The sequence below is a fragment of the Brevundimonas sp. genome, from assembly GCF_013912005.1.
Lineage (GTDB): Bacteria > Pseudomonadota > Alphaproteobacteria > Caulobacterales > Caulobacteraceae > Brevundimonas.
The window spans coordinates 1-15,731 of record NZ_JACESB010000008.1 but is presented as its reverse complement, the minus strand read 5'-3'; the positions used below and the strand labels follow the sequence as shown (position 1 = coordinate 15,731).

The 15,731-nt window shown below is 70.6% G+C and carries 18 protein-coding genes; 12 read left to right on the top strand and 6 right to left on the bottom strand.

The features are described 5' to 3' along the window. Nucleotides 1–124: 124 nt before the first annotated feature. The gene (locus H2038_RS07565) at nucleotides 125–322 is read left to right on the top strand and encodes a hypothetical protein (protein WP_292111192.1); all 198 of its coding nucleotides are present in this window, start codon (nucleotides 125–127) and stop codon (nucleotides 320–322) included. Between the two features lie 3 nt (nucleotides 323–325). Here H2038_RS07565 and H2038_RS07560 read toward each other — a convergent pair whose 3' ends face one another. The 3 genes from H2038_RS07560 to rplU form a co-directional block, all read right to left on the bottom strand. Then, nucleotides 326–859 (bottom strand): GNAT family N-acetyltransferase, encoded by a 534-nt coding sequence (locus H2038_RS07560; protein WP_292111190.1) that lies wholly within the window; start codon nucleotides 857–859, stop codon nucleotides 326–328. 167 nt (nucleotides 860–1,026) lie between these two features. Next, complete coding sequence (gene rpmA, locus H2038_RS07555; RefSeq protein ID WP_092312565.1) at nucleotides 1,027–1,308, bottom strand: 50S ribosomal protein L27; 282 nt, start codon at nucleotides 1,306–1,308, stop codon at nucleotides 1,027–1,029. 27 nt (nucleotides 1,309–1,335) lie between these two features. Beyond that, nucleotides 1,336–1,845, bottom strand: a complete 510-nt coding sequence (rplU, locus tag H2038_RS07550; protein WP_292111186.1) for a 50S ribosomal protein L21 — start codon at nucleotides 1,843–1,845, stop codon at nucleotides 1,336–1,338. A 203-nt stretch (nucleotides 1,846–2,048) separates the two neighbouring features. Here rplU and H2038_RS07545 point away from each other — a divergent pair, with 203 nt between their 5' ends. After that, on the top strand, nucleotides 2,049–2,708 hold the full coding sequence (locus H2038_RS07545; protein ID WP_292111184.1) for a hypothetical protein: 660 nt from the start codon (nucleotides 2,049–2,051) through the stop codon (nucleotides 2,706–2,708). Between the two features lie 9 nt (nucleotides 2,709–2,717). Continuing rightward, complete coding sequence (locus H2038_RS07540; protein ID WP_292111183.1) at nucleotides 2,718–3,674, top strand: cation diffusion facilitator family transporter; 957 nt, start codon at nucleotides 2,718–2,720, stop codon at nucleotides 3,672–3,674. Here H2038_RS07540 and H2038_RS07535 read toward each other — a convergent pair whose 3' ends face one another. After that, nucleotides 3,675–4,574 carry a retropepsin-like aspartic protease gene (locus H2038_RS07535; protein ID WP_292111182.1) on the bottom strand — a complete coding sequence of 300 codons (900 nt, stop codon included), beginning with the start codon at nucleotides 4,572–4,574 and terminating at the stop codon, nucleotides 3,675–3,677. It lies immediately after the preceding gene. 81 nt (nucleotides 4,575–4,655) lie between these two features. Between H2038_RS07535 and H2038_RS07530 the strand changes: the two genes are divergently transcribed. The 7 genes from H2038_RS07530 (at nucleotide 4,656) to H2038_RS07500 (ending at nucleotide 12,094) form a co-directional block, all read left to right on the top strand. Continuing rightward, nucleotides 4,656–5,744 carry a GTP-binding protein gene (locus tag H2038_RS07530; RefSeq protein WP_292111181.1) on the top strand — a complete coding sequence of 363 codons (1,089 nt, stop codon included), beginning with the start codon at nucleotides 4,656–4,658 and terminating at the stop codon, nucleotides 5,742–5,744. Continuing rightward, a complete protein-coding gene (locus tag H2038_RS07525; RefSeq protein WP_292111179.1) occupies nucleotides 5,741–6,184 on the top strand; it encodes a DUF1330 domain-containing protein in 444 nt (147 codons plus the stop codon). Before H2038_RS07530 ends, H2038_RS07525 begins: the two co-directional genes overlap by 4 nt. After that, nucleotides 6,181–6,399 (top strand): DUF2093 domain-containing protein, encoded by a 219-nt coding sequence (locus tag H2038_RS07520; protein WP_292111178.1) that lies wholly within the window; start codon nucleotides 6,181–6,183, stop codon nucleotides 6,397–6,399. The genes H2038_RS07525 and H2038_RS07520 overlap by 4 nt, the downstream gene beginning before the upstream one ends. Further along, nucleotides 6,396–7,361, top strand: coding sequence for a WD40 repeat domain-containing protein (locus H2038_RS07515; RefSeq protein ID WP_292111177.1), 966 nt, complete (start codon nucleotides 6,396–6,398; stop codon nucleotides 7,359–7,361). Before H2038_RS07520 ends, H2038_RS07515 begins: the two co-directional genes overlap by 4 nt. A gap of 41 nt (nucleotides 7,362–7,402) precedes the next feature. Next, complete coding sequence (gene mtgA, locus H2038_RS07510) at nucleotides 7,403–8,113, top strand: monofunctional biosynthetic peptidoglycan transglycosylase (protein ID WP_292111175.1); 711 nt, start codon at nucleotides 7,403–7,405, stop codon at nucleotides 8,111–8,113. Between the two features lie 78 nt (nucleotides 8,114–8,191). Continuing rightward, nucleotides 8,192–10,078, top strand: coding sequence for a M2 family metallopeptidase (locus H2038_RS07505; RefSeq protein ID WP_292111173.1), 1,887 nt, complete (start codon nucleotides 8,192–8,194; stop codon nucleotides 10,076–10,078). A gap of 120 nt (nucleotides 10,079–10,198) precedes the next feature. Continuing rightward, on the top strand, nucleotides 10,199–12,094 hold the full coding sequence (locus tag H2038_RS07500) for a TadE/TadG family type IV pilus assembly protein (protein WP_292111171.1): 1,896 nt from the start codon (nucleotides 10,199–10,201) through the stop codon (nucleotides 12,092–12,094). Nucleotides 12,095–12,143: 49 nt separating this feature from the next. Here H2038_RS07500 and H2038_RS07495 read toward each other — a convergent pair whose 3' ends face one another. After that, complete coding sequence (locus H2038_RS07495; protein ID WP_292111421.1) at nucleotides 12,144–13,055, bottom strand: 2-oxoglutarate and iron-dependent oxygenase domain-containing protein; 912 nt, start codon at nucleotides 13,053–13,055, stop codon at nucleotides 12,144–12,146. Nucleotides 13,056–13,295: 240 nt separating this feature from the next. Here H2038_RS07495 and H2038_RS07490 point away from each other — a divergent pair, with 240 nt between their 5' ends. Then, a complete protein-coding gene (locus H2038_RS07490) occupies nucleotides 13,296–13,964 on the top strand; it encodes an OmpA family protein (protein WP_292111170.1) in 669 nt (222 codons plus the stop codon). Nucleotides 13,965–14,098: 134 nt separating this feature from the next. After that, on the top strand, nucleotides 14,099–14,269 hold the full coding sequence (locus tag H2038_RS07485; RefSeq protein ID WP_292111168.1) for a hypothetical protein: 171 nt from the start codon (nucleotides 14,099–14,101) through the stop codon (nucleotides 14,267–14,269). Here the strand turns inward: H2038_RS07485 and H2038_RS07480 are convergent. Then, a complete protein-coding gene (locus H2038_RS07480) occupies nucleotides 14,266–15,576 on the bottom strand; it encodes a UDP-glucose/GDP-mannose dehydrogenase family protein (protein ID WP_292111166.1) in 1,311 nt (436 codons plus the stop codon). The two genes, H2038_RS07485 and H2038_RS07480, sit on opposite strands and share 4 nt — an antisense overlap. Between the last annotated feature and the right edge of the window lie 155 nt (nucleotides 15,577–15,731).

Sequence of the window (15,731 nt, the reverse complement as noted above, 5' to 3'; positions counted from 1 at the left end):
GCGAGGCAGAACCCGGTTCGTCCGATCACAGACGCGTGCCCGATCCGCGTTCGCCATCCTTTCGCCCTGACCACACCGCTTCGCTGCCCCTTCGCCCGCGGGCGCAGTCGAGGGGAAGCGTTCCATGTCCCAGCACAACATCTCCGGGTCCGAAGTCTTCGGGCCCAAGCCGTTCGTCATCCTGCGGTCGGTGAAGACCGGCGGCCTGCGCCGGCAGCGCCGGGCCCGGACCTGGCTGGCCTTCGCCGCCGGCCTGTCGGTGGCGCTGGTCGGCGGCGCGATCGCCGTGGCGGCCGTGTTCGGCCCGGGCCTCGCCGGCTGACGCTCAGGCCAGCCAGATCATCCGCCGGGTGCGCGCCTCGCCGCCCCGGGCGCGGCTGAAGCCCGGCCTGACCTCGCCGGTGTACAGGAAGCCGGCCTTTTCCAGCACGCGGCCGGACGCCGGATTGTCGTCGAAGTGGCCCGCCACCAGCGCGCGCCGCCGCCACTTGCGGCTGGCCCAGACCACGCCCGCCTCCAGCGCCTCGGTGGCGTAGCCGCGGCCCCAGAAGGGCCGGCCGATCCAGTAGCCGACCTCCGGCGCCAGATCGCCGGCCTCGAACAGGCCCAGCACGCCGACCGGACCGTGATCCTCGTGCTCGATCAGGAAGGTGCGGGCGCGGTCCGGATCCTGCCCCGCGACCTGCAGCACGAAGTCCTCGGCGTCCCGCCGCGAGAACGGATGCGGCATGCGCAGGGTCATGCGGGCGATGTCGGGGTCGTTGGCGAGGGCCGCCAGGCGGCTGACGTCCTGGGCCTGCGGGCTGCGCAGCGCCAGACGCCGCGTCTCGATGACGGGAGAGGGTTCGATCACGCACATGACACGCCTCGGTCGTATTCGCCGCCTCCTTGGAGGGCTCGGGCGGCGTTCGAGGCGGGGAACGAAAACGGGGAGCCTGGTGATCCAGACTCCCCGCGGAATATTTCCCTTGGTCCGGATCGCGGCCCTTTCGGCCTTGCGCGATCCGGTCTGTCTTCCGTCTCGCGCTATTCGGCGGCCATGGCCGGCATGTCGTTGGCGGCGAGAATCGACACGTAACAACGGCCGCCGCGCTTCTTGGTGAACTGCACGGAGCCGTTGGTAAGGGCGAAGAGGGTGTGGTCACGGCCCATGCCGATGTTCTCACCCGGGTGGAAGGTGGTGCCGCGCTGACGCACGATGATGTTGCCGGCGAGCACGCGCTCGCCGCCGAACTTCTTCACGCCGAGGCGCTTCGACTCGGAGTCGCGCCCGTTACGCGACGAACCACCGGACTTTTTGTGAGCCATTGTTGCGCTCCTGTACTCGTCTTGATCTTAGGCTTCGTCGCCGGCGGCGGCGGTTTCGGTCTTCTTGGCGGCGGCCTTCTTCGGCGCGGCCTTCTTCGCGGCCGGCTTCGGAGCCTCCTCGGCGGCCGGGGCGGCCTCGACGCGCGGGGCGAGGCCGCGGGCGCGGGCGTTCATTTCGGCCTTGGTCAGCAGGGCGACCTCGCCGTCCCACTTCGCCTTCTCGCCGGCGCCTTCGATGCCGGTGATGCGCAGGACCGACTCCATCTGGCGATGGCCGTTGGTGCGGCGATAGCCCTGACGGCGGATCTTCTTGAAGATCTTGATCTTCTCGCCCTTGCGGGTTTCCACCAGGGTGGCCGCGACCGACGCGCCGTCGATCAGCGGGGCCCCCACGGTGACGCCCTTGTCGCCGCCCAGCATCAGGACTTCGCCGAACTTCACGTCCGAGCCGGCCTCGCCGTCGAGCTTCTCGACCACGATCACGTCGCCCGGTTGGACCCGGTACTGCTTGCCGCCGGTCTTGATCACCGCGTACATGTTGAAGCCTCAGCGAAACGCAAAAAGAATAGCGCCCGACGGGGACCCCCGCGGGCGAAGAGCGGCGACATATACGGAAGAGGCCCGCGGAGTCAACGCGGGCGGCGGAAAAAGGGGCCCCGCCCCGCACGACCGTCCGCCTGCGGCGCCAAGGCCCTCGCCGGCCTCTCGACCGTTACAAAGTAACAGGCTAAGGAGGCGCGATGAACCCGTCCGACCTCCAGCAATCCGTGTTGCTCTCCGTGATCGGGGCCGGGTTCGCGACGGCCTTCCTGCACGCCGCCCTGCCGACCCACTGGCTGCCCTTCGTGCTGGTGGGCCGCGGGCAACGGTGGAGCCTGTCGCAGATGCTGGGCGCGATCGTGACGGCGGGCCTGGCCCACATCGCGACCACCGCCCTCGCGGGCGGGCTGATCGTGGCGGCCGGGCTGGCGCTGGAGCAGTGGATTTCCGGCCTGCTGCCCAACCTGTCGGCGGGACTGCTGTTCCTCTTCGGCGCCTTCTATCTGGGGCGCGGCCTGCTGCGGCAGCCGGTCATGGGCGGCGGTCCGGCCCTGGAGCTGTCCGAGCCGACCGTGACCCACGCCGCCGCCTTCTGGGGGCTGGTGGCGATGATGGCGCTGTCCCCCGGGGAGGTGCTCCTGCCCATCTATCTGTCGCAGGCGACGGAGGGGCTCCTCGTGCTCGCAGGGCTGACCGTCGCCTTCGCCGCCGGGACGGTGCTGGGCATGACGGCGTTCACCGTCCTGGCGCGGGCGGGCTGGTCCGTCCTCCGCCTCGAGCGGTGGGCGCGGTACGAGGGCGTGATCCTCGGCCTGGCCCTGATCCTGATCGGCCTTCTCGTCGTGCTGCGCCAGCACTAAGGAAGAGCGATGGCGCACGCCCACCAGCACGGCCACGGCCACGACCACGACCACGGCCACGGCCATGGCGACCACGGCGCGCACGGCCATCACCACCATCACGGCCCGGTGGACACCGGCGACTGGCGCTATGCGGTGGGGCTGGTGGTCAATCTCGCCTTCGTCGGCATCGAGTTCGGCGCCGGGGTGTTCAGCGGCTCGACCGCGCTGATGGCCGACGCCGGTCACAATCTCTCCGACGTGCTGGGGCTGGCCATGGCCGGCGGGGCCGCCTGGCTGGCGCGGCGCGCGGGCAGTCCGCGCAAGACCTACGGCTACGGCAAGGCCACCGTCCTCGCCGCCCTCGCCAACGCCCTGCTGCTGATCTTCGCCTGCGGGGCCATCGCCTTCGAGGCGGTCCGCCGCCTGGCCGAGCCGGCCCCGGTGATGTCAGGCCTGATCATGGCCGTCGCGGCGATCGGCTTCGTCATCAACCTCGGCACGGCCCTGCTGTTCATGCGCGACCAGCACGCCGACCTGAACGCCCGGGGGGCCTACCTGCACATGCTGGCCGACGCGGCCGTCTCCATCGGCGTGGTGGCGGCGGGCGGAGTCATCTGGCTGACGGGCTGGTCGCTGGTCGACCCGCTGGTCAGCCTGGGCATCGTCGCCGTCATCCTCGTCGGCACCTGGAGCCTGCTGCGGGACTCGCTGGACCTGGCCCTGGACGCGGCTCCGGCCGGGGTGGACCTCGACGCCCTGCGCGCCGCCCTGCTCGCCCTGCCCGGCGTCAGCGCCGTGCACGACCTGCATGTGTGGGGCCTGTCGACCACCGAGACGGCGCTGACCGCCCACCTGTGCCACGACCGGCCCGACGCGGCCGCCCTGCTCGTCGAGGCCCAGTCGCTGATCCGCAGCCGGTTTGGCATCGGCCACACGACGCTGCAGCTGGAAGCCGAGCCCCTGCCGGATTGCCCGACCTGCTGATCAGCCGGCGGGGGGCACCGTCAGCCGGCCCTGCGAATAGTCGATCACCACCATCCCGAACGGACGGAAGGCGGCGTTGCCGATGAAGCCGACCGCCTCGGGACGCGCGAAGTAGCCCTGCGGCGGCTGGATGATCAGCCGCGGCCCGGTCCATTCGATGCCGCCCAGGCGGAAGCGCTCCGCCGCATGGACCGGCAGGCGCACCGACCCGCCCGTGCCGCTCCCGCCCAGCACCTCCAGGGGCTCGCCCGGATCGCGGCCGTCGAGGATCGCCGCGTGCTGGGGCTGCGACAGGTTGATCCAGAGGTGCGGATCGTCGAACAGGCCGGCGCCGGAATCGTAGCGCAGGTCGATCGGTCGTCCGTCCAGCTCGCCGGTCACCCGGGGGATGCCGTTGTCGTCGCGCATCGGCGCGCTGCGGCCGCAGGCGGCGGCGGTCGCGGACGCTTCGCCGGCCGGGGCCAGCGCCAGTCGCCCGCGGGCGAAATCCAGGGTCAGCACCCGCTGGCCGAACAGGTCGGAGCCGAGGATGCCCGCGGCCGGCTCGCCGTTCGGTCCGGACAGGCCGGAGAGATCGGAGACTGTCGGCGACAGGCGCGTCGTCACCGGTCCCAAGGTGAAGCGCGGCACAGTGGTGCTGGAGACCTCGACCACGCCGCCGGCGCCCTCGACCGTGGTCCCGCCCTCGTCGGGCAGGCCGAGCGCCCGGGCCACCCCGGCGTCCAGCGCGCTGCGGTTCGCGCCGGTGTCGACGAGGAACCAGCGCGGCTGGCCGTCGCCGGGGTCGGCGCGGACCCAGGCGACGTGGGCGACATAGACGGCCTCGACCGAATCGCGGGTCCGCAGGGCCTCGAAGGCGGCGGCGCAGGTCAGGTCGGCGGCGAGCAGGAGCGAGATCATGCCGTGATGAACCGCCGCCGCGCGGCCGGACGCAAGTTAAGTCTCTTTCATCCTCGGGCCGCCCCTCCTAGATGGTGCGCCATGACCGACACCGCCCAAGGCAAGATCCCCGTCACCGTCCTCACCGGCTATCTCGGCGCCGGCAAGACCACCCTGCTGAACCGGATCCTCACCGAGGACCACGGCAAGCGCTACGCCGTCATCGTCAATGAGTTCGGCGAGATCGGGATCGACAACGACCTTGTGGTCGGGGCCGACGAGGACGTGTTCGAGATGAACAACGGCTGCGTCTGCTGCACCGTGCGCGGCGACCTGATCCGGGTGGTCAGCGGCCTGATGAAGCGGCAGCGCCCGGGCAAGCCGGCGTTCGACGCCATCATCGTCGAGACCACCGGCCTGGCCGACCCGGGTCCCGTGGCGCAGACCTTCTTCGTCGACGACGAGGTCAAGGCGAAGACCGTCCTGGACAGCGTGACGGCGCTGGTGGACGCCAAGCACGTGATGGCGCGGCTGGACGATTCGAAGGAGGCGCGCGAGCAGGTCGCCTTCGCGGACCGCATCATCCTGAACAAGACCGACCTCGTCTCCGGGGAGGAGCTGACGGCCGTCGAGACCCGCCTGCGAGCGCTGAACCCGCTGGCCCCGATCACCCGGGCGCAGCGCGCGAACGTGCCGCTGGACCAGGTGCTGGGAGTCCACGCCTTCGACCTGGAGCGGATCACCGAGGTGCGGCCGGACTTCGTCAACCCGCCGCACGGCGCCGAGGGGCACGTGCACGACGAGCACTGCGGCCACGACCATCACCACCATGACCATGACCATGATCATGGCCACGACCACCACCACCACGGCCCGCGGGGACACGCGCACGAGGACGACATCAGGGGCGTCGCCCTGTCGCTCGACCGGCCGCTGGACGGACAGAAATTCACGCAATGGCTGGACATGCTGCTGGGATCGCAGGGCCAGAACATCCTGCGCGCCAAGGGCATCATCGACGTCAAGGGCGAGGACCGCCGGCTGGTCTTCCAGGCCGTGCACATGATCCTCGAGGGCGATCTCCAGAAGCCGTGGGGCGAGAAGGAGCGGCGCTGGTCCCGTGCGGTCTTCATCGGCCGCGACCTCGACGAGGCCGAGCTGCGCGCCGGCTTCGAGGCCTGCGCGGCATGAGCGGCGGTCACGTCGATCCCACCCGGGAGGCCATGGCCCTGTTCCGGGAGCTGCCGGTCGAGGGCGAGATCGCCATGATCAACCTGCTGCGCTTCCGCGCGGCGGCGGCCTACCCCGCGGACCACGCCGACGCCGGCGCGGGCCGCACCGGAGCCGAGGCCTACGCCGCCTACGGCCGGGCGGCGGCTGCGCCGTTCGCCCGCGCCGGCGGACGCCAGATCTGGCTCGGCGTTCCCGAACTGACGGTCATCGGTCCGGCCGACGAGCGGTGGGACCTGGCCTTCATCGCCGTCTATCCCGACGCGAAGGCCTTCCTCGGCATGCTGAAGGATCCGGAATACCAGGCCGCGGTGGCGCACCGTCAGGCGGCGGTCGCCGACTCCCGCCTGATCCGCTGCCGGCCGAAGGCGCCGGGCGCCAACTTCGGAGCCGCCGCGTGAACCCGCTGCCCCGTCCGCATCGCGAGGCCGTGCTCCGCTACGACACGCCGGACTTCGACATCCTGCAGCCCGGCGACTTCGTCCGCTGCGCCGTCTCCGACCGGCCGATCCCGCTGGACCGTCTCGCCTACTGGAGCGTGGAGCTGCAGGAGGCCTACGCTTCGGCCGAGCTGATGACCCGCCGCTGGGTCGAGACCCACAAGGGCGACGCATGAGCCGCTTCGAATTCGACGCCCAGCCGACCGCGGCCCTGTTCGACCGCGCCGGCGCCGCCTTCGCCCTGGGCGACGGCTCCGTCCGCTTCGAGGGCGGAGCGTTCAGCGTCGCCCACGACGGCGCCATCCTGTGCGCCGTCCTTCATCCATCGGGCGACGGGGTGGTCACCGGCGGCGACGACGGCCGGGTGATCTGGCACCGGCGCGGCGAGGCGGGCCTGCTGGCGACGGCGAAGGGGGCCTGGATCGACGCCATCGACGCCTCGGCCGAGAGCGGCCTGATCGCCTTCTCCCACGGGCGGACCCTGTCGGTGATCGACGCCAAGGACGCCCACTTCCGCCGCGACTTCCAGCACGAGCGCACCGTCTCCGGCGTGGCCTTCGAGCCGAAGGGCCGCCGTATCGCCACGTCCACCTACGGCGGCGCGGCCCTGTGGTTCGCCCGCATCGCCGACCAGAAGCCGACCCTGCTGAAGTGGGCCGGCTCGCACACGGGGGTGGCCTTCTCCCCCGACGGCGCCTTCGTCGTCACCGCCATGCAGGACAACCAGCTGCACGGCTGGCGGCTGAAGGACCAGAAGAACCTGCGCATGGGCGGCTACCCGACCAAGGTGAAGTCCGTGGCCTTCCTGTCGAACGGGCAGCTGATGGCCACCTCCGGCGCCCAGGGGGCGGTGCTGTGGCCCTTCATCGGCGCCAACGGGCCCATGGGGCGGGAGGCGACCGAGATCGGCTATGACGAGGGCAGCCACGTCGCCCTCGTGGCCGCCCGGCCGAAGCACGGCGTGCTGGCCGCCGGGCTCAGCGACGGCCGCGTCTGGCTGGCCGACCCGGCCGGACAGGGGCTGAACTTCCTCAAGGCCGAGCGGGGCGCTCCCGTCGTCGCCCTGGCGATGAGCGAGGACGCCCGCCGGGTCGCCTGGGCCGACGAGGACGGCCACGCCGGCGTCGTCGACGTCTGACGCGGCTTGCATACGGCGACGCCCGCAGGCCAGATCGAGCCATGGACACGACCCCGCCGCGCCCGAGACGCAAACGGCCGCTGCTGACGGCTGTCCTGGCCATCGCCCTGGTGCTGCTCGGGGGCGTGGCCGCCTATGCGGTCGTGCCGCCGCCCGTCACCTTCCTGATGGCCAAGAGGGCCCTGGAGGGCGAGGGCCTGTCGCGGCGCTGGCGTTCGCTGGACGACATCTCCCCCCGTCTGGTCGAGGCGGTGATCGCCGCCGAGGACTCGACCTTCTGCCGCCACCGCGGCTTCGACATGAAGGCCATCGAACAGGCGCTGAAGGCCAATGCGCGGGCGGAGAAGCGCGGCTCCGGCCGCATCCGGGGCGGCTCGACGATCAGCCAGCAGACCGCCAAGAACGTCTTCCTCTGGCCGGGCCGCGACTGGATCCGCAAGGGGCTGGAGGCCGGTTACACCGTCCTGATCGAGACCGTCTGGGGCAAGCGGCGGATCATGGAGGTCTACCTCAACGTCGCCGAGTGGGGGCCGGGCGTCTACGGCGCCGAGGCGGCCGCCCGTCACTGGTTCGACAAGGGCGCCGACGAGCTGACGCCGCGGGAGGCGGCCCGGCTGGCGGCGATCCTGCCGTCGCCGCGGCGCTACAACGCCAGCGCTCCCGGCCCCTACGTGCGCCGCCGCGCCGCGCGCATCCAGGCGGCGATGGGAACGGTGCGCAACGACGGCCTCGCCGCCTGCGTGCTGGACTGAACGGCCGCGCTTGACCTCACGGCTCCGCTCGCGTCCCTTGCCGCGGACAAGCGGCGGAACGGCCGCGAAGGAGGAAGCATGAAGCGCCAACTGATGACCGCCGCCGCCGTCTGCGCCCTCGGCCTCGGCCTCGCCGCCTGCGCCGGGATGGCCATGGCGAATGCGAACGCCGCCCCGACGACGGAAACCGCCCCGGCGACGGGGCAGGCCGCGGCCGCACAGGACTTCCCGGCCACCGCCGAGGGCGCCGCCGCCTTCGTGGCCAGCGCTGAAGAGCGCCTCGCGGCCCTCAGCGAGGAAGCCGCCCGCATCCAGTGGACCCGCGCCACCAACATCACCTTCGACACCATGTGGCTGGAGTCGAAGATCAACGCCGAATACACCGAACTGCAGGTCGAGCTGGCCAACAGGGCGGCCGCCTTCAACGACGTCCGGGTGCCCGAAGACGTCCGCCGCAAGCTGAACCTGCTGCGCCTCGGCATCGTCCTGCCGGCCCCGAACCGTCCGGGCGCGGCGACCGAGCTGGCCGAGATCACCACCCGTCTCGACTCGACCTATGCGACCGGCAAGTTCGAGTACAAGGGCGAGGAGATCACCCTCGACGAAGCCAGCATCCTGATGGCCGAGAGCCGCGATCCGGCCGAGACCAAGGCGCTGTACGAAGGCTGGCGCACCGTGTCGCCGCAGATGGCGCCGGACTACGCCCGCATGGTGGAGATCGCCAACGAGGGGGCGCGCGAGCTGGGCTTCGCCGACACCGGCGCCATGTGGCGGGCCGGCTACGACATGGACCCGGACGCCTTCGCCGCCGAGACCGACCGCCTGTGGGAGCAGGTGAAGCCGTTCTACGAGAACCTGCACTGCTATGTGCGCGGGCGGCTGAACGAGAAGTACGGCGACGCGGTGCAGCCGGACGAGGGGCCGATCCGGGCCGACCTGCTGGGCAACATGTGGTCGCAACAGTGGGGCAACATCTACGACGTCGTCGCCCCGGCCGCCGGCGGCGAGTCCAGCTACGACCTGACCGAACTGCTCCGACGGCAGGACTATGACGCCGAACGCATGGTGAAGACCGGCGAGGGCTTCTACACCTCCTTGGGGCTGGCGCCGCTGCCGCAGACCTTCTGGGAGCGGTCGATGATCACCCGGCCGGAAGACCGCGAGGTGGTCTGCCACGCCTCGGCCTGGGACCTCGACAACGAGGAGGACATCCGCATCAAGATGTGCACCCAGGTGAACGCGGACGACTTCTACACCGTCCACCACGAGCTGGGGCACAACTACTACCAGCGCGCCTACAAGGATCAGCCGTTCCTGTTCAAGAACGGCGCGAACGACGGCTTCCACGAGGCCATCGGCGACTTCGTCGGCCTCTCGGCGACCACGCCCACCTATCTGAACCAGATCGGCCTGCTTGAGACGGTGCCGGGCGAGGAGGAGGACATCCCCTTCCTGCTCAAGATGGCGCTCGACAAGATCGCCTTCCTGCCGTTCGGCCTGATGGTCGACCGCTGGCGCTGGGACGTGTTCTCCGGCGAGACGACGCCGGCCGCCTACAACGAAGCCTGGACGGCCAACATGCTGAAGTACCAGGGTCTGGTGCCGCCGGGGCCGCGCCCGGAGAACGCCTTCGATCCGGGCGCCAAGTACCACATCCCGGGCAACACGCCGTACACCCGCTACTTCCTGGCCCACATCTACCAGTTCCAGTTCCACCGCGCGGCCTGCCAGCAGGCGGGCTGGACCGGCCCGCTGCACCGCTGCTCGATCTACGGCAACGAGGAGGTGGGCCGGCGCTTCAACGCCATGATGGAGATGGGCCAGTCGCGGCCGTGGCCGGAGGCGATGGAAGCCTTCACCGGCGAGCGGGGCAACGACGCCTCGGCGGTGGCGGAGTATTTCGCGCCGCTGAACGCCTGGCTCACGCGGCAGAACCGCGGCAAGGACTGCGGCTGGAGCGCCTGAACCGCGCCGCGGGCGCGACCGGCGTTAACCTTCGCCGGTCGGCATCCCTTAACCCAAGGGGGCGATCATCCCTGACCGATCGTGGGCGCACCGCGTCCGCGATGATGATCGGGGCTGCCCATGCTGTTTGGAGACTGGATCGGACGGACGACGCGAGGCATCGCGGCCTTCGCCCGCCGCATGGCGCAGGAAACGCGCGGCAACGTGGCCATGCTGTTCGGCCTCAGCCTCCCCGTGCTGATCCTGATGACCGTCGGCGGCGTCGATATCCACCGCGCCTCCACGGTGCGCGTGAACCTGCAGGACGCGCTGGACGCCGCGGCGCTGGCGGCGGCGCGCTCGCCCTACGTCCGGAACGAGGACATCCAGCGGGTCGGCATGGCGGCGCTGAAGGCGAACCTGAAGGCTTATCCGAGCATCACCCTGCTGGAAGCGGACACCACCTTCGTGCTGGAGGACGAGGTCGTCGTCGCGAACTCGAAGGTCAACGTCAAGACGCTGGTGGCCAACATCTTCCTGCCGCCCTACGGCAAGTTCATGGACGACTACCTGCCGGTGGGGGCGCACTCGGAGGTCGACCGCTCGTCGCGCAACATCGAGGTCGCCCTGGTGCTGGATGTCACCGGCTCCATGGCGGAAGGCACCCGGATCGAGGACCTGATCGCCGCGGCCAAGGAACTGGTCGACATCGTCGTCCAGCCCGTTCAGACGCCCTACTATTCCAAGGTCGCCCTGGTGCCCTATTCCTCCGCGGTCAACGTCGGAAACCTGGCCGACGACGCGCGCGGACCGGCCGCCACCTATGTGAACGTCACCAACGCCTCCTGGTCGGTGGCCGACTCGGCGCGCTCCATTTCGGCTGTGTCCAGGGCCAACCCCGCCGTGGTCACCTCCTCCCGCCACGGCTTTGCGGCCAACGATGTGATCTGGATCAGCGGCGTCCGCGGAATGACGCAGCTGAACGACAAGGCCTTCATCGTCCACAACCCGACGACCGACACCTTCCAGCTGAAAACGCTGTCCGGCAATGTCGTGAACAGCCGCAACTACTCGAACTATGACAGTCGCGGCACGATCCGGAAGTGTCAGACCAGCGACTGCTCGGTCGTGGTGACGGCGCCCGGGCACGGGCTGCGCAACAATGAATACGTCCGGTTCAGCGACGTTTCGGGGATGACGCAGCTCAACAACCGGACCTTCCTCGTCGGGAACAGCACCAGCAACACCTTCACGATCGACCTCGAGCCGGACGAGGTCAACACCTACACCGGCGGCGGCAAGGCGTGGTGCGCCCAGGCCGGCTGCACCTGGTTCGCCTTCGAAAACGTCTATGGCGACATCCGCACCCACCGCATCAGCGACGAATGCGTCACCGAGCGCTCCGGCGCCCAGGCCTACACCGACGCCGCGCCGTCGGGGGCGCGGGTCGGGCGGCACTATCCCGGCACCTCGGGAGAGTGCGGCATTGACGCGGAGATCGTTCCCCTGTCCAGCAACGCGGCGGCGCTGAAGTCCGTCATCGACGACTTCGAACCCGCAGGCTCCACCGCCGGCCAGATCGGCATCGGCTGGGGCTGGTACATGGTGTCGCCCAACTTCAACAGCCTGTGGCCCTCCAACGGAGCTGCGCCCTACAACACGCGCGAGACCCTGAAGGCGGTCGTCATCATGACGGACGGCGAGTTCAACACGCCCTACTGCTCGGGGGTCGTGCCGGACAACTGGGGCGGCGGCGTGTACAGCGCCTCGAGCCGCATCGACTGCTCCCAGGGCGGCTCGGCGCAGTACGCGAACCCCTTCGTGCAGAGCAAGGCGCTCTGCGACGGCATGAAGGCGCAGGGGGTGGTGGTCTATACGGTCGGCCTGCAGATCGATAACGGCGGGCAGGCCGCAGATCTGCTGTCCTACTGCGCCTCCACTCCGGCGAACTTCTTCCTGCCGGCCAACGGCGGGGACCTGTCCGAGGCCTTCGCGGCCATCGGCCGCGACATCACCCAGCTGCGCATCTCGAAATAGCCGGCCGCCGCCGGGGGCGACCGGCGACGGCCGCCCCTTTCCCCCGGCTTCAGATCAGCCGGATCTCGCGCAGCCGCTCGGTCAGGTAGTCCTCGGCCATGATCGGCTTGCCGGCGTAGCGGTCGGGGTTCTCCGGCGTCACGGTCGAGGGCAGGCTCTCGATCACGAAGTCCGGGTTGAAGTGCAGGAAGAAGGGCGTCGAGTAGCGGGCGAAGCCGCGCCGCTCGGGGGCCGGGTTGACCACGCGGTGGGTGGTCGAGGGCAGCACATGGTTGGTCAGGCGCTGCAGCATGTCCCCGATGTTGATCACCAGGGCGCCGGGCGGCGGCGCGATGTCCAGCCATTCGCCGTCGGCGTCCTTCAGCTGCAGGCCCGCCTCCTCGGCGCCCAGCAGCAGGGTGATGACGTTGATGTCCTCGTGGGCGCCGGCGCGCACGCCCGGCGCATCGGCCGGCACCGGCGGATAGTGCAGCATGCGCAGCACGCTGTTGCCCAGCTGGACCTTGTCCTCGAAATAGTCGTCGCCGAGCTGCAGGTGGCGGGCGATGGCGCGGAGGATGCGACGGCCGAGGGCGTCCATGGCCGAGTACATGCCGTACAGGTGCTCGCGGAAGCCGGGGACCTCGGTCGGCCAGACGTTGTCGCGCATGTATTTGCGGTAGGGGTGGCCCTCGGGCAGCTCGCGGCCGACGTGCCAGAACTCCTTGAGGTCGACCGCGGTCGCGCCCTTGGCCGCCTCGACGCCGAACGGCGTCAGGCCCCGCGCCCCGCCGGTTCCCGGCTGGTGGTATCTGCGCTTCACCTCCTCCGGCAGGGCGAAGAAGGCCTTGGCGTCGTCGAGGGCCGCATCGATGATCGTCTGATCGAGGCCGTGGTCGGCGACGACGGCGAAGCCGTAACGCTCGAAGGAGGCGCCGAGGCGGTCGGAGAAGGCCTGGAAGTCGGCGTCGTACAGGCGCATCGAGACCGGCTCGATGCCGCGGGCGGACAGGTCGGCGGTTCCGGGAGTGGCGGTGACGGTCACGGGAGAGCCCTTCAGGTCTTGATCGCGGCTTCCATACGCCCGCCGGGGCCCCGATGGCAAAGCCGGCCGCCGCGAACGATCGCCGCGCCCGAAGCGTTCAGCTTCCGTACAGACTGGAACCTTGACCGTAAGCGCGGCGTTCCAGCCGCAACTCCAATCACGAAGAAGGATCGACCCATGCGCGCCAAACTCGCCATCTCAGGCGTCGCCGTCGCCGCCCTCCTGGGCGCCTGCACCACCACCGACCCCTACAGCTCGACGCCGCGCCGCAACAACACGGGCACCGGGGTCATCGCCGGCGCGCTGGGCGGGGCGCTGCTCGGTTATCTGACCAACACTTCGGACTCCGAAGAGGGCCGCAAGAACGCCCTGATCGGCGCCGGCATCGGCGCGCTGGGCGGGGCCGCCGTCGGGGCCTACATGGACCGCCAGCAGCGCGAGCTCGAGGCCGAGCTGTCCGGCAGCGGCGTCGGCGTGGCGCGGCAGGGCGACAATCTCGTCCTGCGCATGCCGGCGGACGTCACCTTCGCCACCAACCAGGCGTCGATCGACCCGCGCTTCTACGCGACCCTCGACGATGTGGCGGGGGTGCTGAACCGCTACGACCAGTCCGTCGTCGACATCATCGGCCACGCGGACTCCGACGGCGCCGAGGACTACAACCTCGACCTGTCGCGCCGCCGCGCCTCGTCGGTGGCCCAGTACCTGGTCAGCCGCAACGTGCTCGCCGACCGCCTGTACGTCGACGGCCGCGGCGAGAGCGCCCCGATCGCCTCGAACGCCACCGCCGCGGGCAAGGCGCAGAACCGCCGGGTCGAGATCCTGATCCGCCCCTTCCGCGGCTGATCGCCGGCGCCGTCGGAGCGAAAGGGGCGCCTCCCACAAGGAGGCGCCCCTTTTCGTGACCGGACACCGTTCCGTGACTTGCAGCCTGTCGCCGCGAATGCTGGATACGGGGGGCGGGGAATCGGGGGAAGCGCGTGCGGCCGGACCATCAGGAATTCATCGCCGGCGCGCGACTGGCGGCCATCGCGGCGGTCTCGGCCGTCGTCACCGCCACCCTGGTGATCGGAGTCGGCCGCGCGCTGCTGCCGGAGGCGGCGGCGGCCGGGGCGGCTGAAGCCCCCCTGATCCGGGTCGCCGCCCGCTAGGCCCGGGGCCGCCCGATCGAGCTGTAGCGGAAGCCGCGGGCGCGCATGTCCTCGGGGCGGTAGATGTTGCGCAGGTCGACCATGACGGGCTGGCGCAGCAGGCCCTTGACCCGGTCGAGGTCCAGCGCCCGGAACTGGTTCCATTCCGTCAGGATCACCACGGCGTCGGCGCCCTCGACGGCCTCATAGGGGCCGTCCTTGAAGACCACCCCGTCCAGCAGCTTCGCCGCCTCATGCATCCCCTCGGGATCGAAGGCGTGGACCTCGGCGCCCATGGCCTGCAGGGCCGGGGCGACGTCCAGCGAGGGCGCGTCGCGCATGTCGTCGGTGTTGGGCTTGAAGGTCAGGCCCAGCAGGGCGATGCGCTTGCCGGACAGGTCCCCGCCCAGGGCCGCGGCGATGCGGCCGGCCATGGCCTTCTTGCGCGCGTCGTTGATCTCCACCGTGGTCTCGATCAGCCGCACCGGGCTGCCGGCGTCGGTGGCGGTGCGCACCAGCGCCAAGGTGTCCTTGGGGAAGCAGGAGCCGCCGTAGCCGGGGCCGGCGTGCAGGAATTTGGAGCCGATCCGGTTGTCGAGCCCGATGCCGCGGGCGACCTGCTGCACGTCGGCGCCCACCGCCTCGCACAGGTCGGCCATCTCGTTGATGAAGGTGATCTTCATCGCCAGGAAGGCGTTGGCGGCGTACTTGATCAGCTCCGAGGTGCGACGGCCGGTGAACAGGATCGGCGTCTCGTTGAGGTTCAGCGGCCGGTACAGCTCGCGCATCACCTCGCGGGCGCGCTCGTCGTCGGTCCCGACCACCACCCGGTCGGGCCGCTTGAAGTCCTCGATGGCCGCGCCCTCGCGCAGGAACTCCGGGTTGGAGACGACGGCGAAGTCCGCGTCGGGACGCCGCGCGCGGATGATCCGCTCGATCTCGTCGCCCGTGCCCACCGGCACCGTCGACTTGGTCACCACCACGGTGAAGCCGTCGATCAGGCCGGCGATCTCCTCGGCCGCCGCATGCACATAGGACAGGTCCGCGTGCCCGTCGCCGCGTCGCGACGGCGTGCCCACGGCGATGAACACCGCGTCCGCCGAGCGGATCGCCTCGGCCCCGTCCAGGGCGAACGACAGCCGGCCGTCGGCGACGTTGCGGGCCACCAGGTCGTCCAGACCCGGCTCGAAGATCGGGATCTCGCCGCGCTCCAGCCGGTCGATCTTCGACGGATCCTTGTCGACGCAGGTCACGACGTGGCCGAAGTCGGCGAAACAGGCCCCCGACACCAGCCCCACATAGCCGGTTCCGATCATCGCGACGCGCATGCGGGTTCATCTCCTGTGACAGCCGGGCCGCAATAGCCCCCCGGGCTGGCCGTGGCCAGTCGGACAAAGCAAAACCGCCGGCCCCTTGCGGGACCGGCGGCTCTGTAGGTCCGGCCTGTCGGTCCCGGCCGGAGCCGGGACCGCATCGCCTTCCG